Source organism: Bifidobacterium callitrichidarum (assembly GCF_003129905.1).
GTDB classification, from domain to species: Bacteria; Actinomycetota; Actinomycetes; order Actinomycetales; family Bifidobacteriaceae; genus Bifidobacterium; species Bifidobacterium callitrichidarum.
In genome coordinates this window covers 26,400-49,142 of sequence record NZ_QFFM01000014.1, presented here as the reverse complement: position 1 = coordinate 49,142, position 22,743 = coordinate 26,400, and the positions used below count along the sequence as shown (strand labels likewise).

Sequence of the window (22,743 nt, the reverse complement as noted above, 5' to 3'; positions counted from 1 at the left end):
GCGTCACCCCCTCTTGCGGTCGTAGTCGTTCAACACGCGGCGTATCTGGCGGGCCACGCCGTCCGGGTCGGTCACGAGCCCGGTGAACGTGACGGACACGTTCACCGTGTCCCCTCCCCCGCCGGTGTCGCCGCCCGTTGCCGTCACGGCGGGCGCGGTGAGCACGGTGGAGGCCAGGCCGGTGTTGATGCGGGCCACGGCACTGCGCACGTCGCGGTCGAAGCCGGTGGTCATGCCCTTGGCCAGGCCCTGCATGATGAGCCGGCCGTTTCTGACCAGCAGCACGCGGTCGTAGGAGGCCGGGCCCTTGTGTTCGGCTATCCAGTCGGCGATGCCGCCCACGAAGTCGGTCACGTTGTTCCATGCGGACTTCAGGCCGTTCAGGAAACCGTCCAGAATGTTCTTGCCAGCGTTGTAGAGGATTGAACCGGCGTTGGAGAAGAAGCCTCCTATCATGCCGGGTATCGATTTGAACCACGCCACGACCGAGTTCCATTTGTCCTGGGCGAACCGGGCGGCGTTGGAGAACGCCTGGCCGATGCTGTCGCCGAGGCCCTGGAAGAAGGCGATGATGTTGTTGACGGCGGTGGATATGAACTCGGTGAAGTTCGCCCATATCTGCTTGCCGGTCTCGGTCTGGGTGAAGAAGTAGATCAGTCCGGCCACGAGCGCGGCTATGGCGGTGATGATGAGCACGATGGGGTTCGCGTTCATGGCGGCGTTCAGCGCCCACTGGGCCACGCTGGCGGCCGTGGTGGCCAGGCTGAAGCCCTGCAATGCGCCGGCAACTGCCTGGATGATGCCGGCGACCTTGAACACGGCGAAGCCGGTGCCGAAGCCCACGAGCGCGCTGGCGATGGGTTCGGCGTTCGCGGATACCCAGTCGCCGAACGATGAGAGCGCGTCGGCCACGGTCTTGACCACGCCGGCCGCTCCGGCGAAGGCGTCGCCCACGCCCTGACCTATGCTGCCGGCGTCGCCGAGGCCCTGCAGGCCGGGCAGGAGCGTGGTGGCGATGTCGCCCAATGCGCCGCCCAGTGATTGGAACGCGCCGCCCAATGCGCCCACCATGTCGCTGGCGGCCTGGAACGCGCCGGTGTCCTGGATGCCGCCGATGAAGTCCTTCATGGCCCCGGTGGCCTTGCCGGCGAAGTCCGACACGGTTTCGGCGGCCTTGCCTATGGCCCCGGTCACCAGTGGTTTGACCAGGTTGAAGGCGTCGGTCAGGCCGCCGGTTATGGCGGCCTCGAGGTTGCCCAACGCGCCTTCCATGGTCTGCGTCGAGGTGGCGGCCTCCTTGGCCACGTCGCTCATGCCGAGCTGCAGCAGGGCCTGGTTGAACTCGTCGGCGGTTATCTCGCCGTCGGCCATGGCGTCCCTGAAGTTGCCCGTGTATGCGCCGTTGGCCGCCAGGGCCTCCTGGAGCTTGCCGGACGCGCCGGGGATGGCGTCGGCGAGCTGGTTCCAGTTCTCGGTGGTCAGCTTGCCAGCGCCGGCGGTCTGGGTGAGCATCATGGCCACGGACTTGAACGTGTCCGAGTTGCCGCCGGCCACGGCGTTCAGGTTGCCGGCCGCCTCGGTCAGCTCCGTGTAGTTCGTTATGCCGTTGGCCGCCAACTGGGCGGTGGTGTTCTGGATGGTGGACAGGTCATACACGGTGTCGTCCGCGTACTTGCGGGCGGCTGCCGTCGCCTTGTCCACGGCGGCCGTGTCCAGGCCGGCGAAGCTCATGGTGTTCTTGAACTTGTCCGTGGAATCGGACATGTCCATGACCGCGCTCGAGAAGCCCTTGATGGTGTCCCACAGGGCGGTCACGCCCTTCAGCGCGGCCCCGCCCATGAACGAGCCGAACGCGGCGGCCTTGCTGGTCGTCTTCTCGAAAGCCCTTACGGCGTCGTCGGCGTTGCCGGTGATGCGCACCGACATGACCGCGCTACGTCCCGCCATGCCCTGTCTCCTCCATGCGTTCCATTTCCTCGTTCAAAAGCCGTATGCCGGTGCCCCAGTCCAGCTCGCTGGCCTCGGTGCGCCATTGCCATGGCGTGCCGCCGAAACGGCGCGCCAGGATGAACGACATGAGGCCGAGCGAGTCGTCGGGCCACTCGGCTAGACGGTAGGGTTTGCGGGCGTCTCCACGTCGATGGCTTCCACGGCGTCCAGCCATCGTTCGTACGGTTCGGACGTGTTGCCCGCGTAGCGCTGGGCGAGATAGGCCATGTAGTAGGACTGGCGCAGGCGGCTGCCGTCGCCGGGCGTCCATCCCTCGATCTGGGCGTGTTCCTCGCACGAGGTGACCACGCGCGGGGTCAGCGGGGCCGTGTCCACGTGCCCGTCGGTATAGGTGACCTTCGCTGTGCTGTACATTCATGCTCCCTTGACTTGGCTGAGTGTCTTCTCGATGAAGTCCATGTACGGCCGCTGCCATGCGTCCTCGGACTGGGCCACGCCGTCGTTGACGAACAGGCGCGGCCGTATGTTGTGGCCGGGCCACCCGTAGTTCAGCGGGCCGGCGTACGGGACGGCCTTGCGGCCAGCGCGGATGACGCCGGCCCTTTTCGTAGCTCCCACGCGCAGCGACTTGGAGAGCCGTCCCGTGTCGCCCACCGGGGTGAGGCGGCTGACGGCGGGCAGGGCGATTTCGGCGGCCTGACGGTTCACGCCCTTGAGCTCGCCCATGTCCGCGCCGGCCTTGCGCATGGTGGCCACGAACCGTTTCTGACCGACCACCATGAGCGCGCGGCCCGTGGCGCTCATGCGGTGGCGGGCGTGTACGCCGCGTGCGAAAGGTTCGTGACCGGGAACGAAAAGTCGTTGGTGTTCTTGGATTTCACGTCGCCGCCCATGGCCACCGGGGTCACGGTCACGTCGCCGGTCCATTTGATGCCGCCGGCCTTGTTCGGGATGAACTCGAACGGCAGGGTCTCGTTGGCGTGGTCGAAGCACCAGGTCGGCAGGCCGTCCTGGCTGAAGTCGTCGCCTATGGTGCCCTCCATGGTCCACGTGGTGCTGGTGTTCGTCTCCTCCGAACCGTCCAGATAGGTCACCGGGTCGTCACTCGAATTGCTCGGGTTCAGCTGGGCCTTGGTCAGGTCGGCGCTGAAGTCCCGGCCGGTGTCGGTGTCCGTGATCTTGAACGAGCCGGGGCCCAAAGTGCGTACTTTCGCCATAGTCTTATTCCTCCTCGATGAGTTCCAATGGGTTGAGTGTGAGCTGGTAGGCGGCCACCGTGCCCGCGCCTGCAAGGGACATGCTGACCGGACGGGCCGCCTGTATGTTGATGTCGTGCGAGGCCAGCACGTCGATGGCCCGCATGATGAGGTCGAGGCCGGTGGCCTGGGTGGCCATCGTGCCAGCTATCACGTCCAGCCGCCACGTGGTCTCGGGCAGGTCGCCCCACCGGGGATATTCCAGGTCGGGCGGTTCCACGAACACGGCCACACGGCCCGGGGACGCGCGGGCGGCCTGCAGGTCGTCGGTCACGACCTGCACGAGGTCGCCCAACGTGGATTCCAGCAGTTCCATGAGCGCGTCCCGCTCCCGTGTCACGCGCGCGCTCATGCGACCACCAGGCCCCCGGTCGGCACGCCGGCCGCGTTGAGCTTGGGCCATACGCTGCGCAGCGGGTCGCTGCTCACCCGGTAGGGTTCCAGCGTGCCGTCGGCCACGTTCATCACGCCCAGGCGCGCGTCGCGGCTGTTGTACAAATCGGCGGCGCAGCCCACGATGCAGTCCGCGCGCACCTCGTCCGCCACGCTGGCCCCGCCTATCGCGTTGTCCACGTAGACGGTGGCCGTCGCGATCTTCTCCGCCAGGCGCTGGTCGTCGCCGGCTGGCACGTTCACCTCGTCTCGCAGACGTGTCACGAGCGTGGTGGTGTCGATGGCCATGGCCTTTTCCTTTCTGCTATTCGTCGCGGGTCAGCACCGGCGTGAACGACACGTCGGGCGTCCTGCTGGTCGTGTAGATGCTGAACCGGTAGTCGCCGGCCGCGAGGGTCGCGCTCATGGGTTCCTTGTCGGAACGCAGCAGCCTGTTGCCGGTGCCGTTCCGGCTGACCAGCACGAGCACGTCGCTGAGCGGTGCCAGCCGGTACGTGCCCGCGTCCAGGTGGATGCCGTACGCCTCTGCCACGGGCGCGGGCAGGCTGTAGGTGGTGTCGGGCATGGTTCCGGTCAGGTGGAGCACGTCGCCGGTCAGGGACAGCGACAGGCCGGCGGCGGCGATGTTCGTAGCCTTGTCAGGCCAGTACGGCCACAGGTTGGTCAGCTCATAGGGTCGCCCCCCCCCCATCGGTCACGTCGGGCTTGCGCCACGGCGGGAGCGTTTCGCCCAGGTTGACCATGGGCCTGACGTCCTGAGCGGTGAAATCGCTGGCCGTGCCGGCGCGGCGTACCGCCATGAGCACACTGGTGGCGTCCTTGGGAATGACGCCGCCCGCCGCGTAGTCTCCTCGTACCGGGTAGAGGAACTGGTGAGCGTTGTCGCTCTGGCCGTTGAACCTGACCAGTATTTCGGTGTTCGCGGGCAGGTTGTCGCATCCCAGCTGGAAGGTCTCGCCCGGCGGGAACGCCGTCATATCCTGCTCCCATTTCAGCCCGGACCAGCCGACTTTCGTCTGGCCGGACAGGCTGAGCGCGCCGGCGGCGTCCACGGTGGCCGTGTCGCCGCCGTTCTCGTTGGAGACGGGGCCGTAGCGCAGGATATTAGGGCTCGGGCTCACGCTTTTGGGAACGCTACCGGGATGAGGCCCTGGGCGTTGGTGGCGGCGACGGCCATGTAGCCGTAGACCGAGTAGTTTTCGGTGAGCTTGGTCGGGTCGCCGTCGGACAGCTGGGTGGGGCCGCCGGACTCCCAGACGGTCACGGCCTCGGGGTCGATGAAGCACGCGGTGCCTTCGGGGGCCTTGGGGAGCATCTGGACGGGCAGGCGCAGGAACTTGCCGGCGATGCCGGTCAGGTCGAAGTCGCCGATGGTGTCCGAACCGTCGCCGGACAGGTCGAAGAACCGGCTACCGGAGTCCTTGAGGGCGATGAGCGCAGCCATGACGTCCTTGCTCACGCCCAGGCGGGTCAGGTTCACGTTGCGGTCGTCGGCGAGTTCGGCGGCGTCCATGATGAGCGTGGCCCACTGGTCGATGGTCATGGCGGTGAGCGCGGCGGGCGCGTCGATCTTGTTCGCGTCGCTCGTGGCGTCTCGCTGCGCGGCGATGGTGTCGTACAGGAACGTGCGCACGGCGTTCTCGGTGGCCTTGGCGTAGGCGTTGCGCAGGGCGGACAGCGCGGTGTTGAGCATGGGCGTGGTGCTGCGTTCGATGACCTGGCGGGATAGGGTGGTGTAGCCGCCGTAGGTGTTGATGGCCACGCTCTTGGTTCCGAACGTGACCTTGCCGAACGTGAGCGCGTCGCCCTCGGTGGCCTGCTTGCCGACGCTGGTGGTGTCGGTGGCCACGACGTTGTATTCCATGGTCATGCCCTTGTCGGGCAGGGTGTCGTGGGTGAGCAGGTTGGTGACCTTGCGGCGCATCTCGATAAGGCGCAGGTCGTCGGCAATCCAGGTGGTGGTGTTGCCGGTGTCGCCGGTGGCGATGAGGTCGCGGCATTCGTGCATGAGGTCCACGGCCGCCTGGTCGCCCCGGTAGAGGGCCTGGAGGTAGTCGCCGGCGGTGCGGTATTCGCCGCCCAGCGTCTTGTGTTCGGGCGCGCTGCCCTTGGCCATGGCGGCCTTGAGGCTTCGCTGTTCGTCCTGAATCGCGTTCAGGGCGTCCTGTAGTTCCTTGTCCATGCGGGGTTCCTCGCTTTCCTTGTCGTTGTCCGCTTGGTTTTCCAACGTTTCCGTTCCGGCCGCGTCCTGGATGGCGCTGCGTTGGCCGGTTATCTTCGCGGCCTCGTAGGCCGGCCAGCTGACCACGCTCGTTTCCAGGAGGCGCACGCGCCGGCGGTGGGTGATGCCGGCCTTGTCCAGTTCGTCCTGCACTGGGATGAAGCCCACGCTCAGCGAGTCCAGAGCCCCGTCGCGCAGCAGCTCCACCACGTCGCGGCCGCGCTGCGTGTCCGAGATGCGGGCCGTGATGTGCAGGCCGTCGTCACGGCTCTCGGCGGCGGTTATCCGGCCGATGAGTTCGCCGTGCTGGTAGCAGAGCTTGGCGGTGTCCACGTCGTCGAAAACGCAGTCACGGTCGAACGTCTCCGCGCCGTCCCAGGTGTCTATGATCTGGCCGAACGGCACGGCCACGCCCTCGAGCGTGCGCCCGTCGCCCTCGTCGGCCGTCCTGAGCGTCAGGCCCTTCAGTCCGATTTCACGCCGCTGCATCCTGTTCCCCTTCCCCGCCGTCGCCGGCGTTGCTGGTGGTCTCGTTGGTTTCGAGCGGGGGCAGCGCCTCGCGCGCCCTCACCTCGTTTATCTGCATCCATCCCGCGTCCAGCGCGGTCTTGTAGGCGTTGAACCGGTCGGCCATGTCGGCGCGGCGGCTGGAGTCCCAGTCGAACGCTGCCGTGCGCCCGCGCGGCAGCAGCCTGTTGAACAGCTCTTCTATCTCGCCGGTGTAGGCGGCCAGCGTGTAGTCGGCGAACTCTATCCAGGACTGCTCGATGTTGCTGTAGGTCAGGTTGGAGCCATCGACGGCGGCCAGCATGATGCTGGCGGGGATGCCGAGCAGGCGGGCTATCTGCGTGGTGTCGAACTTCTGGGTCTCGAGGAACTGCAGGTCGGCGGGCTTCATGTCCAGGGGAACGTAGCTGAGGTTGTTTCCCAGCACCTTGATGTCTCCGGCGGTGCCCTGGGCCTTCCAGTCCTGCTTGGCCTGCCTGGCGTAGTCGGGTGTCACTTTCTGGTCGGTCTTCAGATATCCCTTGAGGTTGCTGGAATCGGTGTAGAAGCGGGCCTTGTAGTCGCGGGCGAGCTTCGCGCCCTCCACCTCCTCGCGGGCGGCCGATATGGGGCCGAGGCCCCTGAGCCGGCCTGGCACGTTGAGGAACTTGCAGTGCACGATCTGTTCGGAGGTGTAGTCGCGGCCCAGGTACGAGTAGCGCAGGCGCGGGGCGGCCGGGTCGTTGCCGTCGTCGGTGACGGTCACGAGGCTGGGCGGCAGCACCTCGCAGCTGACGATTTCGCCGGCGTAGGACACCAGGCGCACGAAGGCGTTGCCGTCGAGCACCATGGACGCCACCATGTCGGCGATGAAGTCGCGGCGGGAACGGTTCACGTCGGGCTGGGCGATGAGCCTGGAGACGCCGTCGAGCTTGAGGCCGTCGCGCATCTCGTGGATGGGCAGGCCGGTTATGGCGGTCTGCAGCACCTGGACGCCACGGAACACGGTGGACAGGGCCAGCGGGTCGTAGGCGGATGCGCGCGAGGGCGGGCGGATGCCGTCGGGCATGTCGTCCATGCCGCTGCGAGTCAGGACGCGGCCGGCCAGCTTCACGCGCTGCCACAGGCTCAGACGTTCGTTGTTCATGCGGCCGATTATGCGGGCGGCGGCGCGGGACTGTCCACCACCGTGCCGCCAATCACCGCCAATCACCGCCAATCACCGCCAATCACCGACATGCGGGGTTAGTAGATCTGCAGGGGGCCTGCCTCCTCGGGCCGGTGGCTGGCTCCCCATGCGGCCAGCATGCAACTTTCGAGCGGGGACGTGAGGCCGGTGGAGCCGCGTCGGCTCACGCGCCAGGCGTCACCGGCCCATTTGCGTGCCGAGTTGGCGGCGCTGGCGTCCAGGTCCGGGTCGGCGGCGTGCAGTATCGCGCCGTTGACCAGGCCGCTCACGTAGCTTTGTCCGGCGGTCAGGTAGTCGGCTGCGTCCATGTCCACGAACGTTATTATGGGGTCGCCGTTGTGGTCGGTCATGTGGTGCAGCCGGTCGGACAGGTCGGCGGCGGTGCCCCGGCTGTCTATCACCACCGGCGCGCCATAGGCGGCGCATAGTCTGGATAGTTCGGTGGGCGCGTATCCGGTACCGTCAAGTATCTTCAGCAGCTGCGTGGTTACGGTGCCGTCCGGGTTCGATATGCCGGCCGAGATGCTGGTGTACGTGGAGTCCACATCGACGGCCACGCCGAACACGACGGGCCTGTTGTCAAGGTCGGCGGGGGCAACCGGTGCCGTGGCGGTGGCGGCCCATGTGGCTTCGTCTATCACGCGGTCGGTTATGCCTTCGTCGCGGCGGTTGCCGAAAGCGCGTGCCCAACCGGCCGGGTTGTCCCTGAATTGTTCGCGGAAGTCGATTAGCTGCGACTTGTCCCACAGGAGCCCCGCCGCCGGGTGGTGGCGCATGATGGCGTCGAGGTCCTCAGGGTCCGCGTCGGCCGGCAACCCGAAATCGAACCAGCAGGTGCGGCGTGATTGCTCGCCGGCACGGCAGGAGTCCAGACGTTTGTTGAAGAACGTGCTTTCGGCGGTCCCCTCGGTCGAGGTTATCCACAGTTGGGGCTGCACGCCGGTGGCCTTCAGACGGGTGGCCATGGTCGGCATGAAGCCGTCCAGTATCGTGTTGCCCGTCTCCTCGGACAATGAAAAGGCCTCGTCCAGCGTGATCTTGTCGCCCTGGACACCGTGGCCGGCAACCTTCGTGACGCTTTTGGGCATGATGATTGAGCCGTTGAGGAACGGCTGGGCCTCAGAGCCGTGCGCCATGTACGGGCGCGACGTGATGGCGGCCAGCGGCGAAGCCTGAAGGGTCTTCAGATACTTCTTGAAGTGGTCGCCCGCGTCCTTGCCGGTCTGAGCCAGGTAATAGATAAACCGGTCCGGCCCCCATTGAGCGTTCCTGGTGTCCACCGCGTCCACGAGCGTCGATTTGCCGCATTGGCGCGGGGTCGAAAGTATCACGGTGTCGTAGTAGTAGGTGCCGGTGTCCGGGTCGATTTCGCCGGCCACGTCCGCCACGAGTCTTTGCCACGGCAGCAGAGGGGTGCCCAGGAGTTGGGCGAAGCGGGCGACTATGGGCCCGTCCGTCGCGCGTTCCGGGTTCCTGGGTGTGCCGCCGCGCGGCGTGGCCGTCATGCCTTGGCCTCGGCCAGCAGGGCGGTAAGCGCCGGGTCCAGTTCCTTGGCGGCCGGCGACTTGTTTTCCAGTTCCTGGTACCAGCTGAGAAGCTGGGCCATGACGCGCGACGTGTCGCGGCCCTTGGCATTCAGGGCGTCGAAATTGCGGGCTATGTTAATCATCGTTTTGCAGATGTACACAGCGGAGGGGTTCAGCGGCCGGCCTTGCACGTAGGAGTCGATGAGTTCTTTTGTGGCCTTCTCCTGCAGGCCCTCGTTGGGGGTGTAATAATCATCGAAGCCCGGTAGTGTCATTTGCATTTCGTTACCTCGTGTATTTGCTTGTTTTCGTTGGTATTCCGCCGTTTTCTAATTTTTTTTATTTGGTTTGGGGGGATAAAAAACTGGGCGCGGGGTCTTTTGGCCGGCCGGGCTTTTAAAAAACGGCGGTCACCATTCCGGCCGCGAAGGCGACTGCGCACGATCAGTGCGAAGGCCGAGGGCCACGAGCCTCGCGCGTCGCTCCCGCTGCCTCGCGTCCACCAGTTCCTGTGACAGGTGAAGCGCGTACCATTGCCGCACCATCTTGCGCGCCGCGTCGTCCCCGGCCCGTTCCCACTCGATGCCGAAGCCGGGGTCTATCACATGCACGTCGTAGTCAAGCGCTATCCATTCGTCCAGCATGCGGGGGTGGCGTTTGGTGCCGGGCGTGGTACGGACGCACCACACGTCTATGGGCTCAGCGCTGATGGCGAACTGGCGGTAGGCACCCGACCAGGCCATGGCCACCGCGCGGCGTTCGGCCGGGCTGGGGGACACGAGGCCCATAGCGGAGGCCATGGCATTGAAGCTAACCACGGGGTCGCCCGTATTCCTATGCGATTCGATGTAGTCCACGGCCTCACGGTCGCAGCTGCCGGGCGGGGCCACGATCATGTGCAGCCTCGCGCCATATCCATACAGCACGCGGTCCTGTCGGCTGGCATTGCAGTGCTTGCATGCACGCCGGATATTAGGCACCGTGTCCATACCGCCGTGCGAATACGGCACTATGTGGTCGTCCTCGGTGCCCACGCGCGTGCATCCGGGCAAGCCCAGCCAGCATTCGCCGCCCCATGTCTCGATGACCTTCGCCCGCACCAGCGGGTCTATGGTCTGCCTGCGAGCCATCACCTCGCCCCTTTCCGAGCCTTCACCCACATGTCGAGGTCGGCCACCTCGTACATGCACGGGCTGTTCAGCGAGTCGCCGGCGCGGAACCACGTGGGCCCGGCGCCGTTGTCCCTGAGTCGTTCCATCTGCCGTTTGGACAGGCCCACGTACCGGGCGGCCTGCGTGGTGGTCAGCTTCGTGCGCGGGTTCACTGCACGCCCGCCCATGACTTGAGCGAGGCCAGCAGGTCGGCCCGGTCGAACACCTGCACGCCGGCACGTTTGGCCGGGCGCAGCACCACGCCCTTGCTGATGAGCTCCTGAAGCACGTGGTCGCCGGTCGGGTCGGCGGTCGGTGCGATCTTGCCGAGCCTGAGCAGGCCGCACACCATGTCGCGGCTGATGGTCTCGGCTCCCAGGGTGTCGTGCTCCAATTGGGCGAGGTTCCAACGGACGGCGTTCCTGATGTCCTTCGTCCGCTGGGCCTTGTTCTGGGGCGTCTGCCTTCTCGCCCTTTTCCTGTTCGGTCTGTAATCGACTGCATATCCCATTCTGTTACCTCGCTTCGTGTTCTGTATCCGGGGTCTGTCCGGCAGGTCGGTGGATGGAAGAGTTTTCATGTCATGTCACCTTCGGGTGGTGAACGGTTGAGCGGGGGAACCTAAGCCGAAAACAGGCGTGGAGCCATAAGGCTCCGCCATTCGTTTCCGGTGAGGTTCGCCCAATTGCTTCGTAACGGAGCCACGTATATCGCATTGAGGTCAGCGGCCGAGGCCGCGCGCAAGGTCACGACAAGGGGCCCGCCACGCATGGCGGTGAAGCACCCTGTTGCACCCTGACAATGCGCCCCAAGTCGTTCAGTAGTCCCGCATGGCGGCCCCCGGCCGCCGTTGTAACCACGCCACCGCATGACGTGTGTTTGTAACGCGCTGGGCAAGGCGCGCCCGGGTACTTTTCAAGCGTGGGCTATGGCTAACCGAGTGTCGTCACCAATCACGGCCCGTTGAGTTATTCGGAAGGAACGCCGGCCCTATTCGGCCGGGTCCGGCATGATGTTCAGCACGGCGATGAGCCCCCGCACCTCGGAGGGCGTAAGCGTGTACACCTGGGATGGTCTGTCGCACACCGTGCCGTCACGGCGGATGGGATGCGGCCGTATCAGCAGCTTGACGACACCGTTCTGGCTCAATGCCGTCAGGAACGTGTAATCGCCCTCGTCCGTCTGCCTGAGCTTCGCGTGACACATCAGCGGCCGGCCTCCCCGCGTTCGGGGCCGCGCACGGGACTGCCGTCGGACCGCACGGTCCTGCAGAACACCGTCACCGCGATCACCGCCACGGCCCCCACGGCTATCGGCCATGTGCGCCACGACAGCGACGACACCAGCAGCATGATTTCGGCCGGCAGGAAAAGAATCTTCTCGTACAGGGTCATGCCCTCACTCCTCTCAGCTGGCGGCGCACGCCGCCGATTGCCCTGGCTATCGCCTTGTTGATGTCCAGCAGTTCCGCCATGGACATGCCCGAAACCGTGAAATAATCACCGTCCACGCTGATGCTGAAACCGAACGAAAAACCCTCGTTCACGTCCCCGAACGTGTCCACATCGAAATGGTTATGGGATTCCTTCGTGAAAACCGCCATCAGTCCCGAGCCTCCCCGCGACGGATACCGCCGACGAACGCCATTTCGCCGGGCGTGAGAACGTCATAGGCATTAGCCCCGCGACGCTCCCCCGGCATGCCGCACGACAGCACCGGTTGAACCGGGGTCGTGACGGTCCAGCACAGCACGCGGAACGCGCGCGGGACGCCATGGTCCTCATACACGGCGATATCGTTCGGCAACAGATCTAGCTCATTCGCAATCTCCATCACTTCACCTCCATTGGCTGCTTAATGTCAGAACGACCAGTCAGATAGTCAATTGACACGTCGAAGTAATCTGCCAACCGGCTCAGGTCGCGCAGCGTGTAGTTAGCGCGGCCGTGCAATTTGTTGCCGAGCAGCTGAGGTGAAATGCCAATAGCGCTAGCCGTGTCCCTTTGAGTGACACAGCATTGGCGCATGAGATTCCACAACCTCTCTGACGTATCTTTTGACGACTGAAGTAAAACCACACGATAGTGTTATCACATAAATATCGAGTGTATCAACACAACACGCCGAGAGAAGTAAAACGTCGTTGTATTATGTAGCTATGACAGCAACAATGACACAGCCAGCCGCAAGGGCAAAAGCACAAGATATCGTGGCAATGAACGTTAACTTAATGGTCAACGCCCGCCATATCCAAAAGAAAGATTTAGCGCACGCACTTGGCATTGCGCCACAAACAGTGTCCAAGAAACTTCGCAGCGAGATTACTTGGACAATCAACGAGACTCAGGCCGCCGCCGACTTTCTGGGGACCGACGTTGCAACGTTGCTTAACCCGAATCTGACCACGCCCGAACTTATGGGTTATACAAACAACCGCCGCCCCGGCGATTCCGGTGACGGCGGTATGAAAGTCTTTCAAGAAGGTCTAGCACCCAGGACCGGGCGATTTCGCGCCACACGTCCTGCTTGACTCCCCGGTTTTCCGCCACCGATTCGATGACGAAATCGGCATCGGCCACACCCTGCTCATAGCCGACGACCGGCGTGATGCGGGCCAGCACATCATCCACGGATTCGCCCGCACGTAGCAGTCCGGCACCGGCGAACGTCTCCGCATCCGACCGAATGCGGGCCATACCACGGTCAAGCGAGGCCTCGCTACGGCCCACCAAGCGCGTCTGGTAGCCGGCGAGCGCGAATTGCAACGCAATGGCATGCCCCATCGTGCCCGTGCCCACATTGGCAATCACCTTGATATCGTTCGCGCTCTTCACGTTCAGTGCCGCCGCGCCCTCATGCTCCTGTGCCATCGTCGCCATCTCCATTCATCCCATCATCGGTGATTCGGTCCAGTTCCCGATTATGCCACCGATTCGGCGGTGGCGGCAGTCATGGGAGCATCCTTCCAACGCAGGAATTCGAATGCCAGTACGTACGCGAGCAGTAGCGCGGATGCGAGGAACACCGCGCGCAATGCCAGATCCAACGAGGGCAGGAATGTGGCGATCACGCCGAACACCGCCACGCCGATCGCGCCGCCGACCTGGCGGAACGTGTTGAACATGGCGGAAGCGATGCCGGCCTGCGAGGCGCTCACGCTTTTCAGAACCACTCCCGCAGCCGCCGGCGTGGTGATGGCCGCGCCGAATCCGACCACACTCAGGCCCGTGGCGATCACCCACACCGGAATCGGCCGGGCGCACAGGAATTCGAACAGGAATCCGGCGATCATGATGGCCAGGCCCAACGTGATCGAGAACTTCGAGCCGCGCGCAGTGACGATGCGCCCTCCCATCAGGTTGCCGACAATGGTCACGAATGCGGACGGCACGAACACCAGGCCAGCCGCGAACGGGTTCATATGCAACTCGTTCTGCAGGAACATCGTGCAGATGAACACCATGCCGTACCAGTTGAAGATCATGATGAATCCGATCTGCAACGCCACCTGCATGCCGCGCACACGGAACAGGCCGAGCGGCATCATCGGGGAAGAGACCTTGGTCTGCGAATACACGAACATCGCGAGCGCCACTATGCCGGCGACCAGCAGCGTCAGCGTTGAGGGCGCGGAGAATCCTGCGGAGCCGACCTGGATAATGCCGGCGACCAAGGCACTCAATCCGATCAACGCCAGAATCTGACCGATCCAATCGAATCGGGTGGACCGTTGCGGCGAAGGCGCAATATGCGGGGCGACCGCCAGAATGGCCAGGCAGAACGGCACGTTGATGGCGAACACCAGACTCCAGTGGATCGGCGTCAGCAATCCGCCGAGCAATGGCCCGACCGCGGAAGCCGAGGCACCGCCCGCACCCCAGAGCGCCAACGCCCATGCGCGATATCGCGGGTTCGGACTGGCCTCATTGATCAGCGACATCGACGCCGGCAGCAGCAGCGCCGAGGCGACGCCAAGCACACAGCGTCCGGCGACCAAGGCCATCATCGACCATGCGAACGAGCAGAACAGCGAAGCGGCGCCGAACAGGGCCGCGCCGATGAGGAAGATGCGTTTGGCGCCGAACTGGTCCGCGAGACTGCCGGCGAGCAGTAGCAGGGCCGCGAACAGGAGCGTGTAGCCATCCACCACCCACTGCTGCACGGCCATGTTCCCGCCGAGGTCGGCGGCGATGGTGGGCAGCGCCACGTTGACGATGAGCACGTCCATGCCGGCCAGGAACGAGGCGATGGCCGCCGCGGCTGTGGCGAGGTTTGCGGAATACTTCGATACTGAACTCACTGGTATCCTTCATATGTATACTTTTGGTTACTGCGTGAGATACTGTACGCTTGGGAAGTGTTGGAAGATATGGGTTTGTGAGTGATTGTGGTTTATGGGTTGTGAACTATTAGTTTATGGAAGCTCCCCTCAGTCAGTCTTCGACTGACAGCTCCCCTCAGAGAGGGGCGCCAGAACAGACGGGAAACGAACCACTCCTCCTCGGCGACCCTCGGCTCGGAGAAGGTGGAACACCACGATTCTGGATCCCCTCGCTGAGGGGGCATAGCAAGAAAGGGCTAGGTCACACCATGTATGACAAGCGACTGGACGCGGTGATCGCGGCGGCGGACACCGGCAGCTTCGCCCACGCCGGACGCGAACTGCATATCTCGACGCCGGCCCTGGCCAAGCAAATCAATACGTTCGAAAAGGAATACGGGCTGAAACTGTTCAGCCGTTCCCGCAACGGCGTGGAGCTCACGCCGCAGGGGCGCGATTTCGTCGCCGACGCGCGCGGCATCATGCATCAATGCAGGGAAATCATCGACCGCACGCAACGCCGCTCCGCCTCGGACGCCGCACCCGTGCGCCTCGGCGTCTCCGTGCTGCGCTCCGGCCGGCGCATTCTCGACCTCTGGCAGAAGGACGCCGGCAAGCATCCTGAGATTCGCCTGGAACTGGTCTCCCTCGCGGACGACACCACGACCATCAACAGCATCATCGCCCATCTGGGACAGGACATCGACATGGTGTCCACCGCGTTCGACGCCGACTACTGGAGCCGCTATTGCGGCACTTTGGTGCTCGACCATGAGCCGCTGTGCCTTGCCGTGCCGCGCGAGCAACCGCTCGCTCGCCTGCCGCGAATCACGTTGGACGATCTGGCAGGCACACGAATCCATATCATCGCCCAGCATCATGGCGGCGACGAGACCGCCCGCAGGCTGCTTTCCCAGCATGCCGACATCGAACTCATCGACATCGATCACTACGGCCTCGACACGTTCAACGAATGCGCGCAGGCCGGCGATCTGCTCATTTCCAAGTCCCTCTGGGCGGACGTGCATCCGCAATTGGTGAACGTGCCGGTGGATTGGCCCGAACCGGTCGGCCTGTCCTACGGCCTGCTGTATCCGCGCGCCCCCTCCCCCGCCGTCGCCGCGTTCATCGAACGTATTCGGGAGCTTGCCGCGATCTGACGGACGCTATGAGGCCAGCGGCAGCGTGATCAGCATCGTGGTGCCGGAGGATGACGTGGACTCCACACTCAACGTACCGCCGTATCGGCTGGCCACGTCGCGGGCCAAAGCCAGTCCCAGCCCGTAGCCCTGATGTTCGGTGCCGTCATCGTCGCGCGCGAACCTGCGGAACAGTCTCTCCGGATCCGAGCCGATGCCGCTGCCACAATCGGCGACACGGATGGCCACATCGCCGTGATGATGGTAACCAAGCGAGACCGTGACCGCGGAATCTGTCGGCGAATGCGCGATGGCGTTGTCGAGCACCGCCACCAGGCAACGCGAAAGCCCCACGGCATTGCCACGCACCACGAAATGCGATGGATCACCATCGATATGGGTGTTCAGGCCCACGTTGCGCTTGTCCGCCAGAGGCCTGACCGAGTCCACGGACTGGCTGATGACCTCGGCGAGCGCCACCGGTTCGGCGTCTACAGCGCCGCGCGCGGCCACCAGCAGATCGGTGATGATGGCGTCCATACGATCCACATCGCCGCGCAGATCGGCGATGGCGCCGTCGATGGGCTGACCGTGTGTGCGACGGAATTCAATCAGGTCGATGCGCGTGGAAATCACCGCCAACGGCGTCTTGAGCTCGTGACTGGCGTCTGCCACGAAGTCCTTCTGCAGTTCGAAGGCGTGCTCCAGCGGCGCGACCTCCTTGCGCGAATAGTATCGTCCGAGAAGCGCCACCGCCGCGATGACACCGAGCACGAACAGCACGGTGAATCCCACGGCCTTTCTGGTGTCGATGACCATCATGCCCGAGCCGAATTGCTCGGTGACAGACATGGCATTCGGGTCGAGCCCGCGCTCGGTGAACTCATGGCGCGAGCCGAGCAGCACGCCGGCCACGAATATGAGCCCACCCACCACGGTGATGACGGTCATCGCAATGGTCATACGCAGGCTGATCAAACCGGCGACGCTGCCGACATGATGGCTATATTTGCGCTGCGTTTGTTTGCTGCTCGTCATGTTCCACACTCCCTTCTGAATGACTAATGGATGACTGACGAATAACCGACGAATGATTCGCGGGCTTGTCACCACGTCCATTTCCTGTTGACCGGCGCCTCATCGAATGACTTCCCGGCCAAGTCTTCCTGGTCGACCAGGCCGGCGCTTTCCGGACGGAAGCGGCCGGAAAGCCCGCCGTCTAATCCTGCGGCCGCCCGATCCGATACCCCTTGCCGCGCACGGTGGCGATGATGCCGCGCGTGGTTTTACCGCGCACATACGACACGTACACGTCCACGGCGCCGATGTCGCTTCCGGTCGAAAAAGCGTTTTTCAGCAGTTCCTCGCGGCTGAACACATGGTCGGGCGCGGCGGCAAGCGTGGCCAGCAGCTTCGATTCCACGTCGGTCAGCGGCACGGCCCGCCCGTCCGGGTCCTCGATGATATTGGAGTCGGGCTTCAGGAGCCAGTCGCCGATCATGATGCTCGCCGCCTGGGCGTGGAAGCCACGGAGCAGCGCACGGAGCCGGGCCTCGAGCTCCACCACATGGAACGGTTTGGTGAGGTAGTCGTTGGCACCCGCGTCCAGACCATCCACGATATCGTCCACCTCGGCGAGCGCGGTCAGCATCAAGGCAGGCGTGGCGACCCCGGCCGCACGCAGGCCGCGGATCAGGTCCAATCCATCACCGTCCGGCAGGCGGCGGTCCACAATCAGCGCGTCATAGGTGCCGTCGGTCAGCTTGCCACGCGCATCGGCGATCGTCATGACCCAATCGATGCGGTAGTCCAGCCCAAGCATTTCCGCGGTCATCGATCCCAGATTCGGGTCGTCCTCGATGAACAGCACCGCCGGCAGCAGTAGCCGTTCCGGATCAGTCGCGTATTCGTTCGCCGTCATCATCCGCATACCTTTGCAGTAATACCATCACCGAGCCCCGCGTGCTGGCTCCCCGCTAAGGGGAGCCGTCTGCTTCCACAGACTGAGGGGAGCTCAGCCCAAGCGTCAAGCCTTTTCCTACGGTTATATCAGACCGCCAAGCATCTAAGAGTCCGCTAAGAAACGCGCGGACGTTGGCGCGATGCCACCGTCGAAGTAACGTGCCCAATATGAGCAATACGGAAAAGGTATTCACCGCGAACGGGGTGACGTGCATCGTACCGGCGCAGGGTGAGCGCCGCACGATTTTCGAGAATCTTGAATTTGCGATTGCCCCCGGCGAGATCGTGGATCTGGTCGGACCGTCCGGTTCCGGTAAAAGCAGTCTGCTGACAGCGTTCGCACGACTGAACCCGCATACAACCGGTTCGTTCGCACTGGATGGGCATGATTCCGGCAAGTTCACGCCGCAGCAGTGGCGGCATGAGGTGGCGTATCTGCCGCAAAAGCCGATTCTGCCGGGCGAGACGGTGGCCGAAGCGATTCGCCTGCCGTTTACGCTGGCGATTCGCGCGGGTGCCGTCGAAGGCGACAGTCAGGACGGCGCCGCCACTGCCGCCGGAGCCACCACGGCCGCTGATACCGCCGCCCCGCACCGTATCGGCAAAGTCGGCCTGGGGCGCAGGTTCGTGGCACTGTTCCGCAACAATGATCAGCAGGCGCGCAAGCTGCTCACCGATCAGAAGATCCGCATGACGCTGGATGCGATGGGATGCGAGGACATCGACCTCGACCGTCCGCCGCATGACCTGTCCGGCGGCCAAGCGGCGCGCGTCTCCTTGGCGCGTACACTCCTGACCGAGCCGAAGGTGCTGCTGGCGGATGAGGTGGATGCCGGCTTGGACGACGAGAATGCCGAAAAAGTGGCGGATATCATGGCCGCCGCAGCGTCCGGGGGCATGGCAATCATCCGCATCCGCCACCGCCCGCCGGATGGCCGTGCCTTCCGAATCGTGACCTTGGCCAACGGAATCTTAAGCGAACAAGCTGGCAAGCAAGCGTGACTTCACTATTGGCGCCCCTCCCTGAGGAGAACCGTCCGCCACGCGGCCTGAGGGGAATGAATCGTGAAAATGAAGGAAAGCATTAGACATGACCGGTAACGCATACGACATTGATATCTGGGGCCTGCTGGTCGCTTTGGCCATGGTGGCCGTCGCGGCCGGCATCAGCGAGCTTATGCGCATCAACATCGGCAAGACGCTGCTGTGGTCCGCATGCCGCGCGCTGCTGCAATTGTGCGCGATGGGCTTCATCATCGGCTATGTGATTCGCGCGAACAACGTGTTCCTGGTGTTCGCGGTGATTGCGGTGATGCTGGTGGCCGCCGTGCAGATCACGCTTTCGCGCGCCAAAGGCGTGCCGAAAGGCCTCGCCGGCCCGGTGCTGCTGAGCCTGACCATCACGATGCTGCTCATGATCTCGCTGGTCACCGAACTCGTGGTGCGCCCGCACCCGTGGTACGCGCCGCAACTCGTGGTGCCTCTGACCGGCATGCTGCTCGGCAATACGGTGTCCGCGCTGGCCGTGGGCCTGAGCCGGTTCTACGAGAGCATGAACGAGCGCCGCGACGAGATCGACACGCTCCTGGCCTTGGGATCCACCGCCTGGGAAGCCGCCCGCCCTTCGATCGTTTCCTCGATTCGACTGGGCCTGCTGCCCACCACGGCCACGCTGGCGTCCTGCGGCATCGTGACGATTCCGGGTATGATGGCCGGCCAGGTGATCGCCGGCGGCGACCCGCTTGAGGCCGCCAAATACCAGTTCGTGGTGTTCGCGGCCATCGCCGCGCTGACGCTGGTGGCCGACAGCCTCATCATGGCGATGGTCTACCGCACCTGCTTCACTGCGGACGACCAATACAAGCCGCCGGAGATGCGGTAGCGGGCATCAGACGGCCACGGATTATGCAAAACCCTCACTAAGTATGCGGCTCAACGAAGTACCCGCATACATAGTGAGGGTTTTAGGGTTCAAAGCCTCACTATGTATGCGAGACCTTGGTTCGCCCGCATACTTAGTGAGGCTTAAGGCGGCGTTCCGCCACCGAAAGCGGCCCAGGCTAGTCGAATTGGGCTGCAACCGCCCCAACGACGTAGGTAGCCGAGCCGTCACGCCAGCCTGCTGTAGGCTTCCTCGTCGACCGGTTCAAGCCACTCGGTGGAAGCACCTTCCTTCTTCGGCATGACGGCCACATGGGCGAACGCCTCGGTCGGCGCGGCGCCATGCCAGTGCTTAGTGTCCGGCGGGATGTAAGCCACCTCGCCCGGCTTCAGCTCCACCGGCTCCTGGCCTTCGATCTGGTAGTAACCGCGGCCGCCCACGGCCAGCAGAATCTGGCAGATGCCGTGGTGGATGTGCCAGTGATTCGTGCAACCGGGCTCGAAGGTCACGTTCGCCACGTTCACCTGATCATCGCCGGCCAGCGGGGCCAGGTAGCTTTGGCCTTCGAAATACTGGGCGAAGGCGTCGTTCGGCTTGCCCAACGGGAATACGCTCGGATTTTCCATGACTGTCTATGTCCTTTCTTTGTTACAAACCGAGTCCGGCGACCCACTTGGCGAGTTCGGGTTCCTTGATGTTGGCGGCCAGACGACGACCGTTCACCCAGTGCGCTGCCGGCGCGGAATCGTGCAGCTGCACGCCGTCGGCGCCGCGCGTGCTGGAGCCGGATGTAGCGAACGTCACGATGGTCTTGCCCGCCCAATCCTCGTTTTCCAAGAACGTGCGCACCACGCGCGGCGCGGTCTCCCACCACAGCGGGTAGCCGACGAACACCACGTCATACGGCTTCACATCAATCGGCTTGGCCAACGCCGGACGCATGTCACGGTGCGCATGTTCCACGGACGAGCGGCTTGCGGCATCACGCCAGTCCACGTCGGCCGCGGTGTACGGTTCGGCCGGTTCGATCTCGGTCAGATCAGCGCCGATCGCCTTCGCCAGACGCTCCGCCACCGCCTTCGTGGTACCGGTCGCGGAGAAATACGTCACCAGAATCTTCTTGCTCATATGCAATCCCTTTCTAGACATTCGTTTCCATTGAAGACCTGCCGGCGTCATTCGTCCAATAGGTATCGCCGATGGCTTACCATGCGAAAAATGCATGATTGCAGCGTCCGGTGTCTTAGTTCCAGGCAAGCGCGCATGCCATAGCGTAAGTGCCATGAACATTGCAACCATTACGCAGTGCCCGGTTTCCACGGGCGGATTCATCGGCGCGATCACAGACTGGCTTGTGGGTCTTATGTCCATCATGGGCTGGCTCGGCACCGGCATCGCCGTATTCCTTGAAAACCTGTTCCCGCCGATTCCCAGTGAGGTCATCCTGCCACTCGCCGGCTTCACCGCGGCACAGGGCCACATGACTTTGGTCGAGGCCATCGGCGGCGCGACCATCGGCTCGGCGGTTGGCGCATTGGTGCTGTACGGCATCGCCTATGCCATCGGTGCGAATCGCATGCGCAGGCTGTTCGATCTCCTGCCGCTTACCGACGCATCCGACATCGACAAGGCCAACGCCTGGTTCGCGAAATACGGCTTGGTTTCCGTGCTTATCGGCCGCGTGATTCCGATTGCGCGCTCGCTGATTTCGATTCCGGCCGGCATCGCCCGCACGAATCTGCTGAAATTCACGCTGCTCACCACGCTGGGTTCCGCGGTCTGGAACACGATTCTGGTCATGGCCGGCTATGTGCTCGGCGCCAGCTGGTGCTCGATTCTCGGGTTCCTTGACAAGTTCCAGTACGCGGTGGCCGCAATCGTGGTGGCGCTGCTCACATGGTACGTGGTGGTGAAGGTCCGCTCACATCTTCAGGCCGCCCAGGAATGATCCGGCTTTGGCCTCATCGGTGCGGTACGCCTTGCCGAATTCGTCGATGAGGCCATGGAATTCCTGCAATTGCGTGACGTCCAGCCGCGTCTCCAGCACAATCGGGGCAAAGGCCTTATGGAATGCCGGATAGCCCGCCGGCACGTCGAACCCCAGAAACGCGAATAGCCGTCGTGCATAGGTGTCCGCCACGAATGCACGACGGCCGAACACATACAGCACGAGATCGTCGGCGGTCTCCCCACCGATACCGAACAGCTCCAACAGTTCGGCACGCAACTCATCGTCCGGAATATCCGCCACGCCTTCAGGCCGTGCACCGCATCGTTCGACGTACCATCGGCTCAGCGAGCGCAGGGTCCTCGACTTGTTCCGATAGAAGCCCGACGGGCGGATGAGGTCTTGCAGCGTTTCCGGATCCAACGCCGCAATGGCATGGGGGTCAAGCGCACCGGCCTCCTTCAGCGCCGCGAGCGAACGTTCTACGTTGCCCCACGCGGTGTTCTGCGTGAGCACCGCACCCACCATGATCTCGAACAACGTATCCGCCGGCCACCAGTTCGTGGGGCCGATCGCCGGCTCCATCACGGCATACAGCGATTCGATGTCGGCCGGGACCGGCAGACGCATGTCCCGCGTGACACGTGCGGTGCGTCCGGCCCCGCTTCCCCGGCCGTACAGTCCAAACCGACTATCGCGACCATCGTGTTCCGGGAAACCGCCAGTCGCCCCGCCGGTGCCATCCGCCCCGGGCTCAGCCCCTTTCCCGCCGACGCTCAGTCGCCGAGTTCCTGCTTGAGCCACTGGCGTTCGGCATCGATTTCGGCGTCGTGGACCATGATGATCGCGCGACGGTATTTGTCGGTGACTTTGTCGTTGTCGATTGGACCCTCGCCGTCGCTGTAGAGGCGGCGCACGTCGGATTCGAGCAGGTCGAGACGGCGCTGCAGCACCGCCCGCCGGTCACTCTCGTCCGGAATGACGGAGAGGAACGACATGACGACCGCCCATTTGGTGATGTTGGTGAGGTTGTAGCCGCCGGTGTTCTTCAGTTCCTCGACGAGTGCGTCACGGCCGGTCGGCTCAAGGTGGAATTCACGCAGGCGTCGGCCGTTGACCACATTGAAGGTCTCGCCGATGTAGCCGGCCTTGACGAATTTGTTGGTGACGGAATGCAGGGTGCCGTCGGAGACCGCCTGCATGTAGCCCTGCAGCTGGTCCATCTTCTTGCGCAGCCGGTAGCCGCACAATGGTTCCTCCGAAAGGAAGCCCAAGGTCATGAGTTCTACGGTGTTCATCATATATTCATGATATCTCAA

Annotated in this window: 34 protein-coding genes; 5 read left to right on the top strand and 29 right to left on the bottom strand. The window is 63.9% G+C overall.

The window, feature by feature from the left end; translation table 11 throughout:
• Nucleotides 1-3: 3 nt before the first annotated feature.
• From DF196_RS07800 to DF196_RS07705, 21 genes are all read right to left on the bottom strand, one after another.
• Nucleotides 4-1,947 carry a tape measure protein gene (locus DF196_RS07800; protein WP_170115016.1) on the bottom strand — a complete coding sequence of 648 codons (1,944 nt, stop codon included), beginning with the start codon at nucleotides 1,945-1,947 and terminating at the stop codon, nucleotides 4-6.
• Complete coding sequence (locus DF196_RS13470; protein ID WP_158276294.1) at nucleotides 1,934-2,077, bottom strand: hypothetical protein; 144 nt, start codon at nucleotides 2,075-2,077, stop codon at nucleotides 1,934-1,936. The genes DF196_RS07800 and DF196_RS13470 overlap by 14 nt, the downstream gene beginning before the upstream one ends.
• Nucleotides 2,078-2,106: 29 nt before the next feature.
• On the bottom strand, nucleotides 2,107-2,364 hold the full coding sequence (locus DF196_RS07795) for a hypothetical protein (protein ID WP_109057289.1): 258 nt from the start codon (nucleotides 2,362-2,364) through the stop codon (nucleotides 2,107-2,109).
• Complete coding sequence (locus DF196_RS07790; protein WP_109057288.1) at nucleotides 2,365-2,754, bottom strand: HK97 gp10 family phage protein; 390 nt, start codon at nucleotides 2,752-2,754, stop codon at nucleotides 2,365-2,367.
• Nucleotides 2,751-3,167: a hypothetical protein gene (locus DF196_RS07785; protein ID WP_109057287.1), complete on the bottom strand. Its 417-nt coding sequence runs from the start codon at nucleotides 3,165-3,167 to the stop codon at nucleotides 2,751-2,753. The genes DF196_RS07790 and DF196_RS07785 overlap by 4 nt, the downstream gene beginning before the upstream one ends.
• A 4-nt stretch (nucleotides 3,168-3,171) precedes the next feature.
• Nucleotides 3,172-3,558 carry a hypothetical protein gene (locus tag DF196_RS07780; RefSeq protein WP_109057286.1) on the bottom strand — a complete coding sequence of 129 codons (387 nt, stop codon included), beginning with the start codon at nucleotides 3,556-3,558 and terminating at the stop codon, nucleotides 3,172-3,174.
• The gene (locus DF196_RS07775; protein ID WP_241519639.1) at nucleotides 3,555-3,863 is read right to left on the bottom strand and encodes a hypothetical protein; all 309 of its coding nucleotides are present in this window, start codon (nucleotides 3,861-3,863) and stop codon (nucleotides 3,555-3,557) included. The genes DF196_RS07780 and DF196_RS07775 overlap by 4 nt, the downstream gene beginning before the upstream one ends.
• Nucleotides 3,864-3,903: 40 nt before the next feature.
• A complete protein-coding gene (locus tag DF196_RS07770; RefSeq protein WP_109057284.1) occupies nucleotides 3,904-4,290 on the bottom strand; it encodes a hypothetical protein in 387 nt (128 codons plus the stop codon).
• Nucleotides 4,268-4,720: a hypothetical protein gene (locus DF196_RS07765; protein WP_109057283.1), complete on the bottom strand. Its 453-nt coding sequence runs from the start codon at nucleotides 4,718-4,720 to the stop codon at nucleotides 4,268-4,270. Before DF196_RS07765 ends, DF196_RS07770 begins: the two co-directional genes overlap by 23 nt.
• Nucleotides 4,717-6,309, bottom strand: coding sequence for an HK97 family phage prohead protease (locus DF196_RS07760; protein WP_109057282.1), 1,593 nt, complete (start codon nucleotides 6,307-6,309; stop codon nucleotides 4,717-4,719). The genes DF196_RS07765 and DF196_RS07760 overlap by 4 nt, the downstream gene beginning before the upstream one ends.
• Nucleotides 6,296-7,453 carry a phage portal protein gene (locus tag DF196_RS07755; RefSeq protein WP_109057281.1) on the bottom strand — a complete coding sequence of 386 codons (1,158 nt, stop codon included), beginning with the start codon at nucleotides 7,451-7,453 and terminating at the stop codon, nucleotides 6,296-6,298. The genes DF196_RS07760 and DF196_RS07755 overlap by 14 nt, the downstream gene beginning before the upstream one ends.
• A gap of 98 nt (nucleotides 7,454-7,551) precedes the next feature.
• Nucleotides 7,552-9,000 carry a hypothetical protein gene (locus DF196_RS07750; protein WP_109057280.1) on the bottom strand — a complete coding sequence of 483 codons (1,449 nt, stop codon included), beginning with the start codon at nucleotides 8,998-9,000 and terminating at the stop codon, nucleotides 7,552-7,554.
• Complete coding sequence (locus tag DF196_RS07745; RefSeq protein WP_146194734.1) at nucleotides 8,997-9,302, bottom strand: hypothetical protein; 306 nt, start codon at nucleotides 9,300-9,302, stop codon at nucleotides 8,997-8,999. Before DF196_RS07745 ends, DF196_RS07750 begins: the two co-directional genes overlap by 4 nt.
• A 129-nt stretch (nucleotides 9,303-9,431) precedes the next feature.
• Complete coding sequence (locus tag DF196_RS07740) at nucleotides 9,432-10,151, bottom strand: HNH endonuclease (protein ID WP_109057278.1); 720 nt, start codon at nucleotides 10,149-10,151, stop codon at nucleotides 9,432-9,434.
• A complete protein-coding gene (locus DF196_RS07735) occupies nucleotides 10,151-10,360 on the bottom strand; it encodes a helix-turn-helix domain-containing protein (RefSeq protein WP_146194733.1) in 210 nt (69 codons plus the stop codon). Before DF196_RS07735 ends, DF196_RS07740 begins: the two co-directional genes overlap by 1 nt.
• Nucleotides 10,342-10,683, bottom strand: coding sequence for a hypothetical protein (locus DF196_RS07730; RefSeq protein ID WP_109057276.1), 342 nt, complete (start codon nucleotides 10,681-10,683; stop codon nucleotides 10,342-10,344). The genes DF196_RS07735 and DF196_RS07730 overlap by 19 nt, the downstream gene beginning before the upstream one ends.
• Before the next feature lie 479 nt (nucleotides 10,684-11,162).
• Complete coding sequence (locus DF196_RS07725) at nucleotides 11,163-11,378, bottom strand: hypothetical protein (protein WP_109057275.1); 216 nt, start codon at nucleotides 11,376-11,378, stop codon at nucleotides 11,163-11,165.
• The gene (locus tag DF196_RS07720) at nucleotides 11,378-11,566 is read right to left on the bottom strand and encodes a hypothetical protein (protein WP_109057274.1); all 189 of its coding nucleotides are present in this window, start codon (nucleotides 11,564-11,566) and stop codon (nucleotides 11,378-11,380) included. The genes DF196_RS07725 and DF196_RS07720 overlap by 1 nt, the downstream gene beginning before the upstream one ends.
• On the bottom strand, nucleotides 11,563-11,775 hold the full coding sequence (locus tag DF196_RS07715; protein WP_109057273.1) for a hypothetical protein: 213 nt from the start codon (nucleotides 11,773-11,775) through the stop codon (nucleotides 11,563-11,565). The genes DF196_RS07720 and DF196_RS07715 overlap by 4 nt, the downstream gene beginning before the upstream one ends.
• The gene (locus DF196_RS07710) at nucleotides 11,775-12,005 is read right to left on the bottom strand and encodes a hypothetical protein (RefSeq protein ID WP_109057272.1); all 231 of its coding nucleotides are present in this window, start codon (nucleotides 12,003-12,005) and stop codon (nucleotides 11,775-11,777) included. Before DF196_RS07710 ends, DF196_RS07715 begins: the two co-directional genes overlap by 1 nt.
• Nucleotides 12,005-12,250, bottom strand: coding sequence for a helix-turn-helix domain-containing protein (locus tag DF196_RS07705; protein WP_277745490.1), 246 nt, complete (start codon nucleotides 12,248-12,250; stop codon nucleotides 12,005-12,007). The genes DF196_RS07710 and DF196_RS07705 overlap by 1 nt, the downstream gene beginning before the upstream one ends.
• Before the next feature lie 80 nt (nucleotides 12,251-12,330).
• On the opposite strand from DF196_RS07705, the gene DF196_RS14205 reads away from it, so the two are divergent.
• On the top strand, nucleotides 12,331-12,702 hold the full coding sequence (locus DF196_RS14205) for a helix-turn-helix domain-containing protein (protein WP_421728463.1): 372 nt from the start codon (nucleotides 12,331-12,333) through the stop codon (nucleotides 12,700-12,702).
• Here the strand turns inward: DF196_RS14205 and DF196_RS07700 are convergent.
• Complete coding sequence (locus DF196_RS07700; protein WP_109057270.1) at nucleotides 12,587-13,042, bottom strand: 3-hydroxyacyl-CoA dehydrogenase NAD-binding domain-containing protein; 456 nt, start codon at nucleotides 13,040-13,042, stop codon at nucleotides 12,587-12,589. The two genes, DF196_RS14205 and DF196_RS07700, sit on opposite strands and share 116 nt — an antisense overlap.
• 50 nt (nucleotides 13,043-13,092) lie before the next feature.
• On the bottom strand, nucleotides 13,093-14,472 hold the full coding sequence (locus DF196_RS07695) for an MFS transporter (protein WP_241519638.1): 1,380 nt from the start codon (nucleotides 14,470-14,472) through the stop codon (nucleotides 13,093-13,095).
• Between the two features lie 290 nt (nucleotides 14,473-14,762).
• Between DF196_RS07695 and DF196_RS07690 the strand changes: the two genes are divergently transcribed.
• Complete coding sequence (locus tag DF196_RS07690) at nucleotides 14,763-15,653, top strand: LysR family transcriptional regulator (protein WP_109057269.1); 891 nt, start codon at nucleotides 14,763-14,765, stop codon at nucleotides 15,651-15,653.
• Between the two features lie 6 nt (nucleotides 15,654-15,659).
• Here DF196_RS07690 and DF196_RS07685 read toward each other — a convergent pair whose 3' ends face one another.
• Nucleotides 15,660-16,670, bottom strand: coding sequence for a sensor histidine kinase (locus tag DF196_RS07685; RefSeq protein WP_158276293.1), 1,011 nt, complete (start codon nucleotides 16,668-16,670; stop codon nucleotides 15,660-15,662).
• A gap of 181 nt (nucleotides 16,671-16,851) precedes the next feature.
• Entirely contained in the window at nucleotides 16,852-17,556 is a 705-nt protein-coding gene (locus tag DF196_RS07680; RefSeq protein ID WP_206603786.1) for a response regulator transcription factor, read from the bottom strand.
• A 206-nt stretch (nucleotides 17,557-17,762) separates the two neighbouring features.
• Here DF196_RS07680 and DF196_RS07675 point away from each other — a divergent pair, with 206 nt between their 5' ends.
• On the top strand, nucleotides 17,763-18,596 hold the full coding sequence (locus tag DF196_RS07675) for an ABC transporter ATP-binding protein (RefSeq protein WP_109057267.1): 834 nt from the start codon (nucleotides 17,763-17,765) through the stop codon (nucleotides 18,594-18,596).
• A gap of 88 nt (nucleotides 18,597-18,684) precedes the next feature.
• Nucleotides 18,685-19,476, top strand: coding sequence for an ABC transporter permease (locus tag DF196_RS07670; protein ID WP_109057266.1), 792 nt, complete (start codon nucleotides 18,685-18,687; stop codon nucleotides 19,474-19,476).
• Nucleotides 19,477-19,703: 227 nt separating this feature from the next.
• Here DF196_RS07670 and DF196_RS07665 read toward each other — a convergent pair whose 3' ends face one another.
• Together DF196_RS07665 and DF196_RS07660 are read right to left on the bottom strand one after the other, a co-directional pair.
• Nucleotides 19,704-20,102, bottom strand: a complete 399-nt coding sequence (locus DF196_RS07665; protein WP_109057265.1) for a cupin domain-containing protein — start codon at nucleotides 20,100-20,102, stop codon at nucleotides 19,704-19,706.
• Nucleotides 20,103-20,124: 22 nt separating this feature from the next.
• Nucleotides 20,125-20,604, bottom strand: coding sequence for a flavodoxin (locus tag DF196_RS07660; protein ID WP_109057264.1), 480 nt, complete (start codon nucleotides 20,602-20,604; stop codon nucleotides 20,125-20,127).
• A 154-nt stretch (nucleotides 20,605-20,758) separates the two neighbouring features.
• On the opposite strand from DF196_RS07660, the gene DF196_RS07655 reads away from it, so the two are divergent.
• Nucleotides 20,759-21,424: a DedA family protein gene (locus DF196_RS07655; RefSeq protein WP_109057263.1), complete on the top strand. Its 666-nt coding sequence runs from the start codon at nucleotides 20,759-20,761 to the stop codon at nucleotides 21,422-21,424.
• On the opposite strand, the gene DF196_RS07650 is transcribed toward DF196_RS07655, so the two are convergent.
• The gene (locus tag DF196_RS07650) at nucleotides 21,398-22,054 is read right to left on the bottom strand and encodes an endonuclease III domain-containing protein (protein ID WP_109057262.1); all 657 of its coding nucleotides are present in this window, start codon (nucleotides 22,052-22,054) and stop codon (nucleotides 21,398-21,400) included. The genes DF196_RS07655 and DF196_RS07650 overlap by 27 nt on opposite strands.
• 146 nt (nucleotides 22,055-22,200) lie before the next feature.
• The gene (locus DF196_RS07645) at nucleotides 22,201-22,725 is read right to left on the bottom strand and encodes a PadR family transcriptional regulator (protein WP_241519637.1); all 525 of its coding nucleotides are present in this window, start codon (nucleotides 22,723-22,725) and stop codon (nucleotides 22,201-22,203) included.
• Between the last annotated feature and the right edge of the window lie 18 nt (nucleotides 22,726-22,743).

Bases quoted from the DNA above. Each gene is read 5' to 3' on its own strand.
- DF196_RS07735 (WP_146194733.1), bottom strand. From the start codon at position 10,360: ATGGGCGGGCGTGCAGTGAACCCGCGCACGAAGCTGACCACCACGCAG.
- DF196_RS07660 (WP_109057264.1), bottom strand. From the start codon at position 20,604: ATGAGCAAGAAGATTCTGGTGACGTATTTCTCCGCGACCGGTACCACG.
- DF196_RS07675 (WP_109057267.1), top strand. From the start codon at position 17,763: ATGAGCAATACGGAAAAGGTATTCACCGCGAACGGGGTGACGTGCATC.
- DF196_RS07750 (WP_109057280.1), bottom strand. From the start codon at position 9,000: ATGACGGCCACGCCGCGCGGCGGCACACCCAGGAACCCGGAACGCGCG.
- DF196_RS07690 (WP_109057269.1), top strand. From the start codon at position 14,763: ATGTATGACAAGCGACTGGACGCGGTGATCGCGGCGGCGGACACCGGC.
- DF196_RS07755 (WP_109057281.1), bottom strand. From the start codon at position 7,453: ATGAACAACGAACGTCTGAGCCTGTGGCAGCGCGTGAAGCTGGCCGGC.
- DF196_RS07650 (WP_109057262.1), bottom strand. From the start codon at position 22,054: ATGCGTCTGCCGGTCCCGGCCGACATCGAATCGCTGTATGCCGTGATG.
- DF196_RS07760 (WP_109057282.1), bottom strand. From the start codon at position 6,309: ATGCAGCGGCGTGAAATCGGACTGAAGGGCCTGACGCTCAGGACGGCC.
- DF196_RS07720 (WP_109057274.1), bottom strand. From the start codon at position 11,566: ATGACCCTGTACGAGAAGATTCTTTTCCTGCCGGCCGAAATCATGCTG.
- DF196_RS07770 (WP_109057284.1), bottom strand. From the start codon at position 4,290: ATGGGGGGGGGGCGACCCTATGAGCTGACCAACCTGTGGCCGTACTGG.
- DF196_RS07680 (WP_206603786.1), bottom strand. From the start codon at position 17,556: ATGATGACGGCGAACGAATACGCGACTGATCCGGAACGGCTACTGCTG.
- DF196_RS14205 (WP_421728463.1), top strand. From the start codon at position 12,331: ATGACAGCAACAATGACACAGCCAGCCGCAAGGGCAAAAGCACAAGAT.
- DF196_RS07685 (WP_158276293.1), bottom strand. From the start codon at position 16,670: ATGACGAGCAGCAAACAAACGCAGCGCAAATATAGCCATCATGTCGGC.
- DF196_RS07785 (WP_109057287.1), bottom strand. From the start codon at position 3,167: ATGGCGAAAGTACGCACTTTGGGCCCCGGCTCGTTCAAGATCACGGAC.
- DF196_RS07645 (WP_241519637.1), bottom strand. From the start codon at position 22,725: ATGATGAACACCGTAGAACTCATGACCTTGGGCTTCCTTTCGGAGGAA.
- DF196_RS07790 (WP_109057288.1), bottom strand. From the start codon at position 2,754: ATGAGCGCCACGGGCCGCGCGCTCATGGTGGTCGGTCAGAAACGGTTC.
- DF196_RS07780 (WP_109057286.1), bottom strand. From the start codon at position 3,558: ATGAGCGCGCGCGTGACACGGGAGCGGGACGCGCTCATGGAACTGCTG.
- DF196_RS07670 (WP_109057266.1), top strand. From the start codon at position 18,685: ATGACCGGTAACGCATACGACATTGATATCTGGGGCCTGCTGGTCGCT.
- DF196_RS07740 (WP_109057278.1), bottom strand. From the start codon at position 10,151: ATGGCTCGCAGGCAGACCATAGACCCGCTGGTGCGGGCGAAGGTCATC.
- DF196_RS13470 (WP_158276294.1), bottom strand. From the start codon at position 2,077: ATGTCGTTCATCCTGGCGCGCCGTTTCGGCGGCACGCCATGGCAATGG.
- DF196_RS07730 (WP_109057276.1), bottom strand. From the start codon at position 10,683: ATGGGATATGCAGTCGATTACAGACCGAACAGGAAAAGGGCGAGAAGG.
- DF196_RS07655 (WP_109057263.1), top strand. From the start codon at position 20,759: ATGAACATTGCAACCATTACGCAGTGCCCGGTTTCCACGGGCGGATTC.
- DF196_RS07700 (WP_109057270.1), bottom strand. From the start codon at position 13,042: ATGGCACAGGAGCATGAGGGCGCGGCGGCACTGAACGTGAAGAGCGCG.
- DF196_RS07665 (WP_109057265.1), bottom strand. From the start codon at position 20,102: ATGGAAAATCCGAGCGTATTCCCGTTGGGCAAGCCGAACGACGCCTTC.
- DF196_RS07795 (WP_109057289.1), bottom strand. From the start codon at position 2,364: ATGTACAGCACAGCGAAGGTCACCTATACCGACGGGCACGTGGACACG.
- DF196_RS07745 (WP_146194734.1), bottom strand. From the start codon at position 9,302: ATGCAAATGACACTACCGGGCTTCGATGATTATTACACCCCCAACGAG.
- DF196_RS07710 (WP_109057272.1), bottom strand. From the start codon at position 12,005: ATGGAGATTGCGAATGAGCTAGATCTGTTGCCGAACGATATCGCCGTG.
- DF196_RS07800 (WP_170115016.1), bottom strand. From the start codon at position 1,947: ATGGCGGGACGTAGCGCGGTCATGTCGGTGCGCATCACCGGCAACGCC.
- DF196_RS07725 (WP_109057275.1), bottom strand. From the start codon at position 11,378: ATGTGTCACGCGAAGCTCAGGCAGACGGACGAGGGCGATTACACGTTC.
- DF196_RS07715 (WP_109057273.1), bottom strand. From the start codon at position 11,775: ATGGCGGTTTTCACGAAGGAATCCCATAACCATTTCGATGTGGACACG.